The organism is Arcobacter sp. L (assembly GCF_000284235.1).
GTDB lineage: Bacteria > Campylobacterota > Campylobacteria > Campylobacterales > Arcobacteraceae > Aliarcobacter > Aliarcobacter defluvii.
The window spans coordinates 2,133,297-2,150,094 of record NC_017192.1; the positions used below are offsets into that span (position 1 = coordinate 2,133,297).

Below are 16,798 nucleotides of genomic sequence, written 5' to 3' on the forward strand. Positions count from 1 at the left end.
GAAAATAATTTGATTCAGAATTACGATGCTGCGTAAACTGAAACTTTTTTTCTTTTTTTATCTTTAATTTCAAATTTAACAACACCGTCAATTAAAGAATAAATAGTATGATCTTTACCCATACCAACATTTTGACCTAAATGTACTTTAGTACCTCTTTGTCTAATAATGATATTTCCAGCTCTTACAACTTCACCACCAAATTTTTTAACACCAAGTCTTCTACCAGCTGAATCTCTATTATTCTGTGTACTTCCCTGACCTTTTTTGTGAGCCATGATTGTTCTCCTTAACTTTTATTATGCTTATGCAGCAATTTTTGTAATTCTAATTTTTGTGAAGCTTTTTCTAAAACCTCTTTTTAATTTTGAATCTTTTCTTCTTCTTTTTTTGTAAATGATTACTTTTCTAGCTCTATTTACACCAGTACCATCTAATACTACAACTGCTTCTACTTTTGCATTTGCAACTGCTTCACCAGTTTTTAATTCACCGTTGTTTACAGCTAAAACATCAGTAATTTCTAAAGTTTCTTTTGCAGCTTTACCAGTATAATCAACATCTAAGATATCACCCTCAGAAACTTTATACTGTTTTCCACCACACTTGATAATTGCGTACATCTTTCTTCCTCTAATTCAATTCTATATGCATAAGTCGATACTTTTTCATATTAACTCTATTTTTCGAACCGGAATAGTATCTTAATTTAGTTTAAACTTTCTTTAAGCCTAAGATTTCAATGATAATCATTTGCTAAAGCAATTGCATCTACCATTATCAAAGAATTCTTTGGTAATCCTTTTACAGAAATTGTGCTTCTTGCTGGTTTATGTTCACCAAATGCTTCAGCAAATAAAACATTAACTACTCCAAAATCATCTATATTTTCTAAATAAACTGATATTTTCACTACTTTTTCCATGCCACTATCAGCATCTTCTAAAAGTGTTCTAAGATTTGTTAATACTTGTCTTGTTTGAACTTTTATATCTCTTTCAATCATTGTACCATCTAAAGTTACTGGAACTTGAGCAGATGTATAAATCATACCATTTACCTTAACAGCAGGTGAATATGGTCCTATAGCTTGTGGTAAATTGTCACTTTCAATAAATTTCATCGGATTTTCCTTATTTTCCTTAAGAAGTTAAAATAACTTTTTGGAATTTTACAAAAAATAAACTACTAATAAAATTAATTTTAAAAATTAATTTTCATAGATTATAACTTACAAGTTTTCCTTGTTTTAATTGATAAATATTATCTTTAATTTTTCTAATCAAATTTGCTTTTTGTTTAAAATCTAGACTTTTATCATATGAAATTGCTGTTAATTTATTTGTATAAAATTTATATACCAATGTAAGAAGTTCTTGATTAAGTCTTTCATCATCATAATTTTCAAGTTTTTCATTTAAAATAATCGAATTTAAAGATGGATTTTCTATATCAGTTAAGACTAATTCAAATTCATTTTTATGAAATTCAAACATAGAAGTATCAACTATATCTAAAACTGAATCTAACCTTTTTGGTTTTTCAAGTATTGATTTTATTATACAAAGTTCAGCAATATCTATTTTTGATAAATTAACATCATTTATTCTGTGTTTATCTCCACTAATTTTTATTCTATCTTCTCTTATATTCAGTTTTTGTGCTAAATATCTTTTATATTCATCTTGATTTAATAGACTTAAACTTTTTAAATAATCATTTGTTTCATTTAATGCTTTTTGTTTTTGACTAGGTTCATTTATATCATATTTTGAAATAATATAATCTATAGCATAAGGAATAAAAGATATTGGATTTATAAAAATATTATTTAATTCTTCAATCTTTTTTCCCTTAACCATATCAGCAGGATCTTGTCCATCACTAAAAATTACAACTCCTCCTTCAAAATCACTTTGACTAAGCATTACAGATGCTTTAAAAGCTGCAGCAAGCCCAGCTTTATCTCCATCATAAGCAAGTATTACTTTTGGCTCACCTCGTCTTAGAAGCGGTAAGTGTTCCGTTGTAAGTGCCGTTCCAAGTGTTGCAACTGCTGAATTAAATCCTGCTTGATGAAGCATAATTACATCTAAATAACCTTCACAAACAATTATTTGTTTATTTTTATAAATCTTTTCTTTTGCTAAATGATACCCATATAAAAGTCTTGATTTATTAAAAAGTTTTGTTTGTGGGGAATTTACATATTTTGCATTATGTCCAGTTATTGTTCTTCCGCCAAAACCTACAAGTTTACCATTTATGGAATATATTGGAAAAGTTATTCTTTCTATAAATCTTGAATAAAGTCCATTTGTTCCTGTATCTATTATTCCTAAATCAATTGCTTCAGTTAAATTAAAATGATTTGATTTTAAAAAATTTATTGTATCAATAGAAACTGGAGCATAACCAATTTCAAATTTTTCTATTGAAAAATCAGAAATTCCTCTATCTTTTATGTACTCTTTTGCTACAGAATTATTTACAAAAAGTTTTTGATAAAATTTATTAACTTCTTCTAATACTTTAATATCTTGTTGTTTTTCATTATTATTGTCATACTCCAAATTAAAATTATACATTGAAGCTAATTTTTCTATTGTTTCAGGATATGATAATTTTTCATATTCCATAACAAATTTTATAGAGTCTCCACCTGCCCCACATCCAAAACAATGATATATTTGTTTAGCTGGGCTAACCACAAAAGATGGAGTTGTTTCACCATGAAAAGGGCAACATGCTTTGAAATTTGCTCCAGATTTTTTTAATTCTATAAATTGTGAAACCACATCAACTACATCAAGATGGTTTTTTAAGTTTTCAATCGATTCTTTTTTTATCATAAATTGGATTATACTCTTTTATTATTTTATATGAACTTTTATGTTAATATGCACTACTTTTAAGATAGATAACAAAGGTTTTTTTTGGATAATATAGTTTTAGAATATAGGGACCCTCTATTTGGAATAATACTTATTGTTGCTCTAATTTTTGTAATTTCATTTATTACATATTCTTATGGTATTTATAAAGAAAGAAATGCAAGAAAAGATTATAGAAAACTTTCATTAAGATTTGAACTTGGAAAATTAAAAGAAGAAGATTATGTTCATTTATATAAAACTTATAATCTTCCTTTTGATTCTATATTACTTTTAGCTTCAACTTTTTTACATAAAGGTGATTATAATAAAGCTATATCTGTTTATTTAACACTTCTTGAACATGTTAATGAAAGAGTAAAAAAAGAAGAATTATTAGAACTTTTAGGAACAACATATTTTAAAGGTGGATTTTTACAAAGATCAAAAGAGATATTTTTAAGAATATTAAAATTTTCTCCTCATAATAAAAATGCATTAACTTATCTATTATTGATAAATGAAAAATTAAAAGATTTTAAAAAAGCAAAAGAAATTACATCTTCATTAGAAGAATTAGATGCAAATATGGAAACTGACAAAATTTATCTAGATTCACTAATAATTTTAAATGATTCAATTTTATCGTTTGAAAGAAGAACAGAACTTTTATATGAAATTTTTAAAGAAAATAAAATTATTGAAAGAATTTTTATTAATTTTTTAATTCAATTTAATAAACAATTTTTTTGGGAACATATAAAAGAATTTGACTGTTCAAAATTTATTGATGTTATGTGGTATTTAAACTTTGATGACATTAATTTTGAAAAAGTTTTAGAAAATAAATTTTTAGTTGAACTTTACAATGCAAAAGGTTACTTAAACACAATAAAACACAGTGATGATTTCGATTTAGATATTTTAATTCTTATAAATCAACATGAACATAAAATCAAAGCTTCTTTAGATTTTGAATTTATTTGTAGTTCTTGTAAACACTCTCATCCTGTATTTGACACAAGATGTCCTCATTGTCATAATATTTTAACATTTAATGTAAAACATCATTTAACTAAATCGTTTTATGAATCTTATCAATCTTTACAATAATGTAAAAATAAAAAAATAACTAGATATAACATAATAAAATATGTGATATACTTCCAAAGAAATTAAAAAAAAGGAAATAAATGAGTGATTATTCTAAGTTAGAAAAGTGTTTGGATTATCAGTTTAAAAATAAAAATCTGATAATCGAAGCACTTACACATAAAAGTTATAAAAAACCTTACAATAATGAACGTTTAGAGTTTTTAGGTGATGCAGTTTTAAATCTAATTGTTGGAGAATATTTATATTTAAAATTCCCAAAATCAAATGAAGGTGAACTCTCTAAAATTAGAGCTAGTTTAGTAAATGAAACAGGTTTTACAAGACTTGCAAATGAGATAAAATTAGGCGATTATATTTTTATTTCTACAGCGGAAGAAAGAAATAAAGGAAGAACTAAAGCTTCTATTTTATCAGATGCTTTTGAAGCAATTATGGGTGCTGTTTACTTAGAATCAGGACTTGACGTTTTAAAACCTATTATTTTAAAATTACTTGAAAAATCTTATGTCAAAATAAATCTTGATGTATTATTTAGTGATTATAAAACAGCTCTTCAAGAGATAACTCAAGCAAAATTTGCATCAATTCCTGAATATAAAATAGAAGGTTCATATGGACCAGACCATAAAAAAGAGTTTGAAGTATCAATTTGGATTGATGGAGTAAATTATGGTTATGCTAGTGGTAAAAGTAAAAAACTAGCTCAACAAGCAGCTGCTAAAATTGCAATTGAAAAACTAAAAGGAGAATAACCAATATGAATACATTTGGTCATAGATTTAGGTTTACAACTTTTGGTGAATCTCATGGGAAAGCTCTTGGATGCATAGTTGATGGCGTTCCAGCTGGAATTAAAATAGATGAAGAATTTATCCAAAGTGAAATGAATAGAAGAAAGCCTGGTCAAAATAAATTTGCAACTGCGAGAAAAGAAGGTGATGTTGTAGAAATTTTAAGTGGAGTTTTTGAAGGAATAACTACTGGAACTCCTATTTCTATGGTAATTTTCAATGAAAATCAAAAAAGTAGTGATTATTCAAACGTAAAAGATTTATTCCGTCCAGGACATGCAGATTTTACATATTTTAATAAATATGGAACAAGAGATTATAGAGGTGGAGGAAGAAGTAGTGCTAGAGAAACAGCTGCTAGAGTAGCTGCTGGTGCTATTGCTAAACTTCTATTAAAAGAGTTAAATATAGATATCAAAAGTGGAATTTGTGAAATAGATGGTATTCAAGCTTCAACTTTTGATTTTGAGAATGTTTCTAATTCTGAAATATTTGCCTTAGATAAAAATGTTGAAGAAGCACAAAAAAATGCTATTTTAGAAGCTAAAAATTCACATAATAGTGTTGGAGGAGTTGCACTTATAAATGTATCAAATGCTCCTATTGGTCTTGGTGAACCACTTTATTTTAAACTTGATTCTCAAATAGCAAATGCAATGATGGGAATAAATGCAGTAAAAGCTGTTGAAATTGGAGATGGAGCATTATCTTCAAGAGTAAAAGGTTATGATAATAATGACCAAATACGAAAATCTGGATTTAAAACAAATCATAGTGGTGGAATTCTTGGTGGTATTTCAAATGGTGATGATATAAATGTAAAAGTTTATTTCAAAGCAACTCCATCAATTTTTATAGAACAAGAAACTATTGATATAAATAATAATGAAGTAGAATGCAAACTAAAAGGAAGACATGATCCTTGTGTTGCTGTACGTGGAAGTGTTGTTGCTGAGTCAATGATGGCTTTAGTTCTTGCTGATATGGTATTACTTAATATGTCATCAAAAATGGAAAATGTTAAAAAAGTCTATAATAACTAATTTTTCTTTTTTGCTTATTCTTTCTTTCGATTTATTAGCAAATGATGCAAATAAATTTGTTCAAGCTTATCCAGATTATATAAAAGAGTATTCAAACAATTATTTAATCTGGAATGATAATGAAAAAATGATTTTTGATGACAAAATTGAAAATAAAACTTTTAAAGAAACACTAAAAAATGCTTCATTAAAAAATCAACTTGATATTCCATATATAAAAGTTTCAGAAAATAAAAACTACATTCCATCTAAAAATGAAGATTCTGGAAGAATAAGATATGAACCATTCTTTAAAAAAATGTACGGACATAATGAAAAAGAAGTAAAACAAAATCTTGTAAAAATTGTATGGCTTCCTAATAGTGCAAAAAAAAATATTTGGGTTAGTAAAATAAATAATATAGATAAAAAATTAGAAGCTATTTCAAATGAAATTGAAAAACTTCCCAAAAATATTAAAATTTTTGCACAGCATCCAAGTGGAGTATTTAATTGGAGGAAAATAAGTAATACAAATAGACTGAGTGTTCACAGTTTTGGTATTGCAATTGATTTAAATGTAAAAGATTCGCATTATTGGTTATGGGACAAAGAAAAAGATAATTTTACTTACAAAAATAAAATTCCTTTACTGATAGTAGAAATTTTTGAAAAATATGGATTTATTTGGGGAGGTAGATGGTATCACTATGATACTATGCATTTTGAATATCGTCCTGAACTTCTCAATTAAAGAAGCATTTAACTTTTTTTAAATATAATACAAATATAAAGCAACTCTTTGGTCAAGGGTTGCTTTTTTTATTTATCTTCTTTTTAATTCAGCTTTTAACTCTTCAAGTCTTGCTATTCTATCTTCAGTTGTTGGATGTGTTCTAAATAAATTTGCAATATTTGATTTTAATCCTGAAAATGGATTTATAATAAACATATGAGCTGTTTGCTCTGTTGCATTATGAATTTGATGTCCACTTCTTGCATAATTCTCAAGTTTTGATAAAGCACTTTGTAAACCAGCTGGGTTTCCTGTAAGTCTAGCAGCTCCTTCATCAGCCATAAATTCCCTACTTCTACTAACTGTCATTTGAATAATTGAAGCAGCAATAGGAAGTAAAATAGCCATAGCTATCATCATAATGGGATTTGAATTTTGTCTATCACTATTATTTCCAAACATTGCACCAAATTGCATCATATTTGCAATCATTGCAATGGCTCCTGAAAAAACAGCTGCAATTGTACCAATTAAAATATCATAATGTTTTATATGAGATAACTCGTGTGCAATAACACCTTCAAGTTCTTCTTCATTTAACATCTCATATAATCCCATTGTAACAGCAACAGCTGCGTGCTCATAATTTCTTCCTGTTGCAAATGCATTTGGTGTATGATCAGGTATCAAATATACCTTTGGCATAGGGAGTCCAGCTTTTTGTGTTAATTTTTGTGTAATTCTATAAACTGGATGCCGAACATCATCTAAAGGTGTAGCATCATAATGTTTTAACACTTGTTGATCTGAATAGTAATAAGCATAAAAATTCATACCACCAGCAATCAAAAATGCTATTAACATACCATTTGTTCCACCAAATGAATAACCTATAAATACGAATAATACCGTTAGAAATGTAAGTAAAAAAACTGTTTTTATTTGTTCCATAGTATCCTCCTTAATTTTCAACATTTTAACAAATATTAGTTAATAAAAATTAAACTAAATATTATTTAAAATTGACTCTTTTTTATAAGGAACCTTCGCACTAGGAGTTACTTTTGAAGTAGTTTCAAGATGTACATCTTGGTCATCAAAGAAAATATCAGCTCCAAAAGCTTTGACAACTTCATATTTATCAACTCCACCTAAAAAAAATGCTTCATCAAGTCTTACTCCCCATTGAGAAAGAGTTCGTATAACTCTTTCATGTGCAGGTGAATTTCTTGCCGTTATTAAAGCTGTTCTTATTGGTGTTTGTTCTTCTGAATATTTTGCTTGTATGTTTGAAATAACTCTTAATAATTGAGCAAAAGGTCCTGTTTTCATAGGATTTGAAGCATTTTGTTTTTCATATTCTAAAAATGCGTTTAATCCTTGTGTTTTGTAAATAACTTCTGATTCTTCTGAAAATAAAACTGCATCTCCATCAAAAGCTATTTTTACTTGATTTGAAAATTCATCTTCCTCATTTTCATAAGGTAATATTCTAGCTGCTGCTATTCCTTCATTTATTGCATCTTGAACATCTTGTTCATTTGCAGATAAAAATAAATCAACTTTAAATGGTTTTAGATATTTTGAAATATCACTTCCTCCACTCCAAGCTGATCTTGCAATATCAAGTTTATATTTTTCTATTGATTTAGTAATTCTTAAACTTGTTGCTGAATTGTTTCTTGACATAATAATAACTTCAACTTGTTTATCATTTGGAAAATCATTATTTATTCTTAGTAAATTTTTTACAAGTCTAAAACCTGTCCCTTTTTTAAGTTGTATATCTTCATTTTCAATTTGATATTTATAATATTCATCAAGACCTTTTTCTTCGAATATTTTATTTTCATCTTCTAAATTAAATAAAGCCCTTGAGGAAATTGCAATAACTAATTTTTTATTTAAATCATATCCCAAAATAGTATCCTTATATTTTTTTTATTATACAAATTTTATAGAAAAAAAAGCATAAATCATTTAAAATCAAAGATAATTTTTAAGTAAGAGAGAATATGAAAAAACTTTACATTATAAGACATACAAAAAAAGAAAATGAAGATTTAAACCAAGATGATTATGATAGAGAATTGTCAGAAGAAGGGATTGAAGAAGCAAAAAAAATAGCTATAAAGTTTGCAAAAAAAAAGCCTAATATTGATTTAATAGTTTCAAGTCCAGCAAAAAGAACTAGACAAACAGCAGAAATATTTGCAGAAATATTAAATTATAATAAAAGTATTATGCTAAATGAAGTTTTATATATGGCATTTGTAAATGAATTACTTGAAACAATATCTTATACCTATGATACTGTTGATTCTATGATAATAGTAGGACATAATCCATCATTAACAGCTCTTGCTATAACTTTAGTTGGTTTTAAAGAGAAATTTGAAATGGGAGCAATTATGGAAATAGAATTTGATTGTAATAGTTGGATTAATATTTCTAAAGAAAACGCAAAACTGATAAATTATACTTTATCAAATTAAATAAGAAAAGTTAAAAACTTTTTCTTATTTATTCCAAATTTTTATTCAAAAGAACAACTGAAGCTAACTTTGTAAGTTCTTTTAATGTTTCTTTATTTAATTCTTGTTCTCCAACAACTGATGAAAATATCTCTGTAAAATTTTCCCTTGCCCAAGATCTAAGTTCAATTGCTGTCATAAATTTCTTTGTTGATAAAACTTTACCTTTGCTATTTGTAATAGTAACTTTTGCACTATCATTATTTTCAAAATTACCTTTTATTCCATCATTATTTGATATTTGATAACTTACTTTTGCCTGATATAATTTACCTTTTACAATAGAACCATCATCAATAACTTTCCTTGGAAAGCCTGTTTCTTTAAAAAAACCATCCCATTGATCAGCAAATAAAGTAGAAAAACTAAATACCATAAAAATAAAAAATAAACTTTTTTTCATTTATTAACCTTTTTATTTACCTAAACAAAATTCACCAAACATAACATCTAACATTTCATCATTTTCATAAGGTCTAGTAATTGATGAAATATTTCCTAAGGCTTCTGTTATAAAGTGAGCAAAAAATTCTAATTCCCCACTTACTAAAGGTTCTTTAGCAAGATTGATATTATACAATGTATCTTCAACTGATTTAACTTGTCTTTTTGAGATTAAAGTCATTTCATCACTATGTGTATTTGAATCTAAAAAATTCTCAACTTTTTTTATAAGTGGATTTATATCTTCTTTTGTTGAAAGTTCAATAAAATCCATAAGATTTGACTTATCAAATTTATTTTCTAAATCAGATTTATTTAAAACTTTTATTATCTCTTTATTTAAATTTTCATTTATTAATTCTAATATTTTTTTATCTTCATCATCACAAATTTTACTATTATCAAATAAAGCTATTACAATATCTGCTTCATTTATTGTTTGAATTGATTTTTCAATTCCAATCTTTTCAATTATGTCACTCGCTGTTCTAATACCAGCTGTGTCAACTATTTTGATAATATGTGTACCAATTCTTACTGATTCTTCTATTGTGTCTCTTGTTGTTCCTGCAATATCACTAATAATAGCTCTATCATAGTTTAAAAGTTTATTTAAAAGTGAAGATTTCCCAACATTTGGTTTTCCAATAATTGCTACTTTAAACCCTTCAATCATTCCTTCTCGTCTACGACTAGCTTCCAAGGTATTTGATAGTTTTAAAATAATTTTTTGAATTTTATTCTCTATTTGCTCAAAAATATCAGAAGGTAAATCCTCTTCTGCATAATCAATAGATACTTCTGTATAAGCTAACATAAAAAGTAAATCTTCTCTAATTTCATTTACAAAATTTGTTAACTCCCCTTTTAATTGCCGAGCAAGTAATTTAACAGCATCCGCACTTCTTGCTTCTATGATTTTTGATATTGCTTCTGCTTTAGTTAAATCTATTTTATTATTAAAAAATGCTCTTTTTGAAAATTCACCTGGATTTGCTAATCTTGCACCATATTTTAAAACTTCATCAACAATTATATTTGCAATTGCCACACCACCGTGACATTGGAACTCAACAACATCTTCTCCAGTAAAAGAAAATGGTGCTTTAAAATATAAAACTATTGCTTCATCAATAGTTTCATTATTTTCATCATAAATATATGAAAGTGTTGCAAGTCTTGGTTGAAAAGTATTTTTTTTAGAAATTTTTTTAGCTATTTCAAGAGCATTTACTCCTGAAATTCTAACTATTGAAATAGAACCTATTCCATTTGCTGTTGCAATTGCAACAATTGTAGCATCATCGAACAAGACTATATTTCTCTTGCTCTGTACTCATTTACAAGTACGTATTTGTCACCTCGGACATTTGTTTTTACTGCAACATATTTATCAGGAAATTCGTCTCTTAATCTTTTTAAAGCAATATGAACTAAAATACCATCAAGTGGTTTTGTTTTAAATGTGCCTTTTTCTTTGATTATTTCAATAATTGGCTCTAAATAAGCATGAATTGCTTCTTCTTGATTTTTCAAAAATTGTGCAACTTCTAATCTTAACATTAAACCATATTTCTCATTTATCCAATTAAATAAAATGTATGATAAAGCTTTATACCTATAACCTTCTTTACCAATTAATAAAGCTGAATCTTCACCTAAGAATTCTATATATAAAGTTTCATCATCATAAAACTCTACATTTATTTCTTCAATTTGATAACATGTATTATCAAATAAAAGATTTATTCCTTCTCTTACTTCTTGTAGAATTTTATCTCTATCTTTTTTAATTACAATTTTTGAAATTTCTGATTGTGAAGACTCTTCATTATAAAAATTATCAAATATTTTATCTTTTGCACCAGCTGTTGGAACTTTAGATAAAACTTCTTTCTTCCCATAATTATTGATTTTTTCTTCTTCAAATTTATTTGAATATTCAATTCTTTCAGAAACTTCTTCGATTCTTACATCTTTGTTTTTAAAAGTTTTTGTTTCTTGAACATACCTTTTACAATTATCTTTAAAACATACTTCAATAATTGCATTTTTCTTTCCAAAACCAAGAAAACCTTTACTTGGTTGTTGGATAACTTCAATCTCTAATTCTGTTATAGAACATTTAAATTCTGCTGTGGCTAATTCATAAACTTTTTCTAAACAATTTGCTTCAAACTTTTTCATGAGTTTTCCTATGCTTTTTCTGCTCTTTTTCTTTCAAATACTTTATTAATGTAGTATTGTTGACCAATTGTAAATAAATTATTTATAAACCAATATAACGTTAGACCTGCTGGGAACCATAAAAAGAAGAATGTGAAAACAACTGGTAAAAACTGGAATATTTTCTTTTGCATTTCATCTTGCATAGTATTAGGTGTAATTTTTTGTTGTAAATACATTGTTGCACCCATTAAAATAGGTAAAACAAAATAAGGATCCATTTCAGCTAAATCATGTACCCATAAAATCCAAGGTGCACCTTTTAATTCAATAGCATTTAATAAAACTCTATAGATAGCAAAAAATACTGGAATTTGTAAAATTAATGGTAAACATCCACCCATTGGATTTGCACCATGTTTTTTATAAAGTTCCATCATATGCATAGATTGTTTTTGTTTATCATCTTTATATCTAGCTTGAATTTCTTTCATTTTTGGAGCTAAATCTTTTAATTTTTGCATAGAAACCATACCTTTATATGATAAAGGATATAAAACTAATTTAATTAAAATTGTAAGAATAACAATTGTCCAACCCCAGTTACCAATATAACCTTGAATGAATTGTAATAATAAAAACATTGGTTTTGCTATAAACGTAAACCAACCATAATCAATAACATCTATTAACTCAGGATTTAAAGCTTCTAAATCTCTATGATTTTTTGGTCCAATATATCCTGAAAAAGAGATACTATTTCCACCGTGAATAAAACCTTGTGGATTAGATGAAGAATCAGGCATAACTGTAACATTTAATGATTTTTCAAAATTATAAATTACTGTTGCATAATATCTATCAAAATTAGATATAAACTTAGCTCCAACTATATTTTCATTTTTATCTAAATCACCATCTTCTATCGTTTTTAAAGTATTATCATTTAACTTACTAATAAATCCATGAACAGCATACATATCAGCTAATACATTTGGTCTAAATCCATTTGAGATAAAGAATTGTTTATCATTTGTAGTACTAACTGTTAAATCGTAATGACCATCTGGATATATAGTAAACTTTTTTGTTAAAATAGAATTTGTTAAGTTTTGAGTTAAAATTAATTCTTGAACTTGTGTTGTTGCATCAACATTTGATGAACTTGCAATTACATTAACTTTAAATGCTTCTGTATTTAAATTTGCATCTGCAAATCTAACTTCTAAAGGTCTTAATTGATTTGATTCCAATAACTTTATTTGATTTGTATTTTCATCTTTATATTTTTTTTCAAGTAAAGTAACTTGTGCAACTCTTCCTAATGTATCAATTTCAATAACATTTTTAGCTGTTTTTATAACAGAAACAATTTGAGAACTAGCTATTGCTTTTGAAGATAGTGCATCAGCTGATTTTGACATATCAACTGGATTACCATTCACATCTGTTGATAACGTTTGAGTTGCAACTGTATTAACATCAGGTGCAGCATTTTGTTTTTGTGCTAATTCTTCTTTTGCTTTTTGAGCTCTTGCTTCTTGCTGTGGCTTTAAAACTAAAAATTCATAAGCTATAAAAAATACAAAAACTACCAATGTCATGATTAACATTCGTTTTTGCATACCGTTATTTTGATTCATGTTGTTCATTCTTCTTTTTCCACTCCCGATTCTTTACTACTAAATACTTCCCATTTTTTAATGGAACATACCAATATATTATTTTGATTTTTTTATAATTGATATTTTGATTTGCTTTCAACTTTATAATTGGATAATCAAATCCACCATCGAAAAGTTGATTACACTTTAATATGCGCAATATTGTAAAATAAATCGCCTTAAAAAAAGTATTATTGTCCAATTGCCACAATGCATATTGGGAACAAGTGGGATAATATCTGCATGATCCAAAAGATAAAACTGTTAAATATTTCTGATAAAATCTTATCAAATATTTAAAAATAAGCTTCATTTTAAAACTTCTAATCTTTTTAAAGCAAAATCAAAATCTTTTTTCAATTCTAAAAAATTTTTATCATGTAAGGCTATTTTTGCAACAAATATATAATTACCAATTACTAATTGTTTTTCATAAGAAGCAAATAAAGCACGCATTCTTCGTCTTGCTTTATTTCTATTTACTGCATTTCCAACTTTTTTTGAAGTAACAAAAGCAGCTTTTAATGTAGGGTTAGAACTAAAAAAAGCGACAAAGCTGGTAGTATGCCATCTTTTGCCGCTTTTATATAGTCTATTAAAGTCTTTTGGACTATTAAGTCTGTGGTCTTTGCTTAAACAGCTAATCTTTTTCTACCTTTAGCTCTTCTTGCATTAATTACTTTTCTACCATTTTTAGTAGCCATTCTTACTCTGAACCCGTGAGTTCTTTTTCTTGGAGTATTATGTGGTTGATACGTTCTTTTCATCTTAGATTTCCTCTATATTCACTAAATAAGTTGTGGATTATAGTTAAGTTTTACTTAAATATTCTTTAGGCAATGTTTACTAAAACTTCATCATCTTTCACATCAAACTCAACACTACTTCCTTCTCCTATTTTATCTTCTAAAATTAAATCAGCAAGTTTATCTTCAACAATCTCATAAATAGCTCGTTTTAATGGTCTTGCTCCATATACTGGGTCAAATCCAATTTTTGCAATATACTCTTTTGCATTTTGTGTTAAAGAAATTTTTATATCTTTTTCTTCAACTTTTTTCTTAATATTATTAAATAAGATATCAACAATATTTGTAATAGCACTTAGATTTAATTGTTCAAAAATAACAATATCATCAAGTCTATTTAAAAATTCAGGTCTAAAATGAGATTTTAACTCATCTAAAACTGCTTTTCTTCTTTCTTCTTTATCACTAATCTCAATTATTCTTGCACTTCCTATATTTGAAGTTAAAATAATAATTGTATTTTTAAAATCAACTGTAACACCTTTATTATCAGTTAATCTTCCATCATCTAATACTTGCAATAAAATATTAAATACATCAGGATGTGCTTTTTCTACCTCATCAAATAAAATAACACTATAAGGTTTTCTTCTTACTGCTTCTGTTAATTGACCACCTTCTTCATATCCAACATATCCAGGTGCTGCTCCAACAAGTCTTGAAACTGCATGTTTTTCCATATATTCACTCATATCAAATCTAATAAGTGATTTTGGGTCATCAAATAAAAACTTAGCTAAAGTTTTTGCACTTTCAGTTTTACCAACTCCTGTTGGTCCAAGAAATAAAAAACTTCCTATTGGTCTTGAAGTTTCACTTAATCCTGCTTTGTTTCTTTTAATTGCTCGACTTATTGCTTTTATTGCTTCATCTTGTCCAATAACATCTTGTTTTAAAACTTCTTCAACTTTTAAAACTTTTTGTTTTTCACTATCCATCATTTTATTTACAGGAATTCCAGTCCATCTTGAAACAATACTTGCTATTGCTTCTTCATCAACTGAATTTCTAAGAAGTGTTCCTTCTTTTTGCATTCTGTCCCATTTTTCAGCATTTTCTTTAATTTTTGCTTCAAGTGCAGGTATTTCTCCATATTCTATTCTTGCTGCTTCATCAAATTTTGATTCACGTTTTGCGATATTTGCTTTTGTTTTTAGCTCTTCTATTTTTGTTTTTAATTCACTTGTTGCATTAAAAGTTTGTTTTTCATTTTCAAATTGTGCTTCTAAACTTTGTTTTTCTTCATTTTTATTAGCTAACTCTTTTTCAATTTGTTCAATTCTTTCTTCATTCTTTTTATTTTTTTCCATTTTAAGAGCTTCTTTTTCAACATTTAATGTTTGAATCTCTCTTTTTATATGAGATAGTGCTGTTGGTTCACTCTCTATTTGCATTTTAAGTTCAGCTGCTGCTTCATCAATTAAATCTATTGCTTTATCTGGTAAAAATCTATCTGTAATATATCTATTTGAAAGTTTTGCCGCTGCAACTAATGCACTATCATTTATAGTTACATTATGATGAGTTTCAAGTTTTTCTTTTATACCTCTTAAAATTTGTAAAGCTTCATTTACTGTTGGTTCATCAACTTTAACTGGTTGGAACCTTCTTTGCATTGCTGCATCTTTTTCAAAATATTTTCTATACTCTTTTAGTGTTGTTGCACCTATAGTATGTAATTCACCACGAGCAAGACTAGGTTTTAAAATATTTGCTGCATCCATACTTCCTTCACTAGCACCTGCACCAATGATTGTATGAATTTCATCAATAAATAAAATTATATTTCCAGCTTTTTTTACTTCATCAACAACTGATTTTAATCTATCTTCAAACTCTCCTCTATATTTAGCACCAGCAATTAGTGCACTCATATCAAGACTTACAACTCTTTTATTTAGTAAACTTGTTGGAACATCTTTATTTACAATCCTTTGAGCTAATCCTTCAGCAATCGCTGTTTTACCAGTTCCAGGTTCTCCTAACAAAATCGGATTATTTTTTGTTTTTCTTATTAAAATTTGCATCATTCTATTGATTTGTTCGTCTCTTCCAATTACAGGATCAAGTTCACCATCAATAGCTTTTTTATTTAAATCTATTCCATATTTATTTAAAGCTTCTAAATTATCATCAGCACTATTACTTTCAATTGTTTTTCCAGCACGCATTGCTTCAAGTTCTTTTTTTGCTTCTCTTAAATCTATATATTTTCCTAAAATCTCTTTCATTATTGGTAAATCAAAATTTGATATAAGCCAAGTATCAATAGCTATAAATTTATCACCATTACTTGCCATTTGACCTTCTGCTTTTTGTAAACTTGAAAGTAAATTTCTAGATAATTTTATATTCTCTTTTGTTACACTGCTTACACTTGGAAGTTTTTGCGCATTTGATTTCGCTTCAAGTTCAATTGCTGCTTTATTAACATTCATTTTATTTAATAATTGATTTAATACAGAATTTGTGTTTGTCAATAAAGCCCAAAGTAGATGAACAACTTCTACTTCTTGATTTTTATTATGTAATGCAAGTGCAACACTTGAATCTATCGTTTCTTGCATTTGATTCGTCATTTTTTCAAAAATATTATTACTCATTTAGCACTCCTTAAGTTTAACTGCTAATAAAATTATACAA

19 protein-coding genes are annotated in these 16,798 nt (G+C 26.8%); 5 read left to right on the plus strand and 14 right to left on the minus strand.

The window, feature by feature from the left end; translation table 11 throughout:
- Nucleotides 1-20: 20 nt before the first annotated feature.
- From rpmA to dnaG, 4 genes are all read right to left on the minus strand, one after another.
- Nucleotides 21-278, minus strand: coding sequence for a 50S ribosomal protein L27 (gene rpmA, locus ABLL_RS10555; protein WP_014474792.1), 258 nt, complete (start codon nt 276-278; stop codon nt 21-23).
- A gap of 27 nt (nt 279-305) precedes the next feature.
- Nucleotides 306-623: a 50S ribosomal protein L21 gene (rplU, locus tag ABLL_RS10560; RefSeq protein ID WP_014474793.1), complete on the minus strand. Its 318-nt coding sequence runs from the start codon at nt 621-623 to the stop codon at nt 306-308.
- Between the two features lie 116 nt (nt 624-739).
- Nucleotides 740-1,123 (minus strand): Rid family detoxifying hydrolase, encoded by a 384-nt coding sequence (locus tag ABLL_RS10565; protein WP_014474794.1) that lies wholly within the window; start codon nt 1,121-1,123, stop codon nt 740-742.
- A gap of 94 nt (nt 1,124-1,217) precedes the next feature.
- Entirely contained in the window at nt 1,218-2,852 is a 1,635-nt protein-coding gene (gene dnaG, locus ABLL_RS10570; protein ID WP_014474795.1) for a DNA primase, read from the minus strand.
- Between the two features lie 84 nt (nt 2,853-2,936).
- Between dnaG and ABLL_RS10575 the strand changes: the two genes are divergently transcribed.
- From ABLL_RS10575 to ABLL_RS10590, 4 genes are all read left to right on the plus strand, one after another.
- The gene (locus ABLL_RS10575) at nt 2,937-3,986 is read left to right on the plus strand and encodes a lipopolysaccharide assembly protein LapB (RefSeq protein WP_014474796.1); all 1,050 of its coding nucleotides are present in this window, start codon (nt 2,937-2,939) and stop codon (nt 3,984-3,986) included.
- An 80-nt stretch (nt 3,987-4,066) separates the two neighbouring features.
- Entirely contained in the window at nt 4,067-4,741 is a 675-nt protein-coding gene (rnc, locus tag ABLL_RS10580) for a ribonuclease III (RefSeq protein WP_014474797.1), read from the plus strand.
- A 5-nt stretch (nt 4,742-4,746) separates the two neighbouring features.
- Nucleotides 4,747-5,823 (plus strand): chorismate synthase, encoded by a 1,077-nt coding sequence (gene aroC / locus ABLL_RS10585; RefSeq protein ID WP_014474798.1) that lies wholly within the window; start codon nt 4,747-4,749, stop codon nt 5,821-5,823.
- Entirely contained in the window at nt 5,798-6,556 is a 759-nt protein-coding gene (locus ABLL_RS10590; RefSeq protein ID WP_014474799.1) for a M15 family metallopeptidase, read from the plus strand. The genes aroC and ABLL_RS10590 overlap by 26 nt, the downstream gene beginning before the upstream one ends.
- A gap of 72 nt (nt 6,557-6,628) precedes the next feature.
- On the opposite strand, the gene htpX is transcribed toward ABLL_RS10590, so the two are convergent.
- Complete coding sequence (gene htpX, locus ABLL_RS10595; RefSeq protein WP_014474800.1) at nt 6,629-7,489, minus strand: zinc metalloprotease HtpX; 861 nt, start codon at nt 7,487-7,489, stop codon at nt 6,629-6,631.
- A 54-nt stretch (nt 7,490-7,543) separates the two neighbouring features.
- Nucleotides 7,544-8,458 carry a 5'-nucleotidase gene (locus ABLL_RS10600; RefSeq protein WP_014474801.1) on the minus strand — a complete coding sequence of 305 codons (915 nt, stop codon included), beginning with the start codon at nt 8,456-8,458 and terminating at the stop codon, nt 7,544-7,546.
- Between the two features lie 95 nt (nt 8,459-8,553).
- Between ABLL_RS10600 and ABLL_RS10605 the strand changes: the two genes are divergently transcribed.
- The gene (locus ABLL_RS10605; RefSeq protein WP_014474802.1) at nt 8,554-9,033 is read left to right on the plus strand and encodes a histidine phosphatase family protein; all 480 of its coding nucleotides are present in this window, start codon (nt 8,554-8,556) and stop codon (nt 9,031-9,033) included.
- Between the two features lie 28 nt (nt 9,034-9,061).
- On the opposite strand, the gene ABLL_RS10610 is transcribed toward ABLL_RS10605, so the two are convergent.
- The 8 genes from ABLL_RS10610 to ABLL_RS10645 all read right to left on the minus strand — a co-directional run bounded on the left by ABLL_RS10610 (nt 9,062) and on the right by ABLL_RS10645 (nt 16,758).
- Nucleotides 9,062-9,475: a hypothetical protein gene (locus ABLL_RS10610; RefSeq protein ID WP_014474803.1), complete on the minus strand. Its 414-nt coding sequence runs from the start codon at nt 9,473-9,475 to the stop codon at nt 9,062-9,064.
- A gap of 12 nt (nt 9,476-9,487) precedes the next feature.
- Nucleotides 9,488-10,828 carry a tRNA uridine-5-carboxymethylaminomethyl(34) synthesis GTPase MnmE gene (gene mnmE, locus ABLL_RS10615; protein WP_014474804.1) on the minus strand — a complete coding sequence of 447 codons (1,341 nt, stop codon included), beginning with the start codon at nt 10,826-10,828 and terminating at the stop codon, nt 9,488-9,490.
- Between the two features lie 2 nt (nt 10,829-10,830).
- Nucleotides 10,831-11,703 (minus strand): Jag N-terminal domain-containing protein, encoded by an 873-nt coding sequence (locus tag ABLL_RS10620; RefSeq protein WP_014474805.1) that lies wholly within the window; start codon nt 11,701-11,703, stop codon nt 10,831-10,833.
- Nucleotides 11,704-11,711: 8 nt separating this feature from the next.
- Complete coding sequence (yidC, locus tag ABLL_RS10625) at nt 11,712-13,334, minus strand: membrane protein insertase YidC (RefSeq protein WP_041654853.1); 1,623 nt, start codon at nt 13,332-13,334, stop codon at nt 11,712-11,714.
- Complete coding sequence (yidD, locus tag ABLL_RS10630; RefSeq protein ID WP_041654855.1) at nt 13,312-13,659, minus strand: membrane protein insertion efficiency factor YidD; 348 nt, start codon at nt 13,657-13,659, stop codon at nt 13,312-13,314. The genes yidC and yidD overlap by 23 nt, the downstream gene beginning before the upstream one ends.
- Nucleotides 13,656-13,991, minus strand: a complete 336-nt coding sequence (gene rnpA / locus ABLL_RS15025) for a ribonuclease P protein component (RefSeq protein WP_041654857.1) — start codon at nt 13,989-13,991, stop codon at nt 13,656-13,658. The genes yidD and rnpA overlap by 4 nt, the downstream gene beginning before the upstream one ends.
- Nucleotides 13,979-14,113: a 50S ribosomal protein L34 gene (gene rpmH / locus ABLL_RS10640; protein ID WP_014474809.1), complete on the minus strand. Its 135-nt coding sequence runs from the start codon at nt 14,111-14,113 to the stop codon at nt 13,979-13,981. The genes rnpA and rpmH overlap by 13 nt, the downstream gene beginning before the upstream one ends.
- A 65-nt stretch (nt 14,114-14,178) precedes the next feature.
- Nucleotides 14,179-16,758, minus strand: a complete 2,580-nt coding sequence (locus tag ABLL_RS10645; RefSeq protein WP_014474810.1) for an ATP-dependent Clp protease ATP-binding subunit — start codon at nt 16,756-16,758, stop codon at nt 14,179-14,181.
- Between the last annotated feature and the right edge of the window lie 40 nt (nt 16,759-16,798).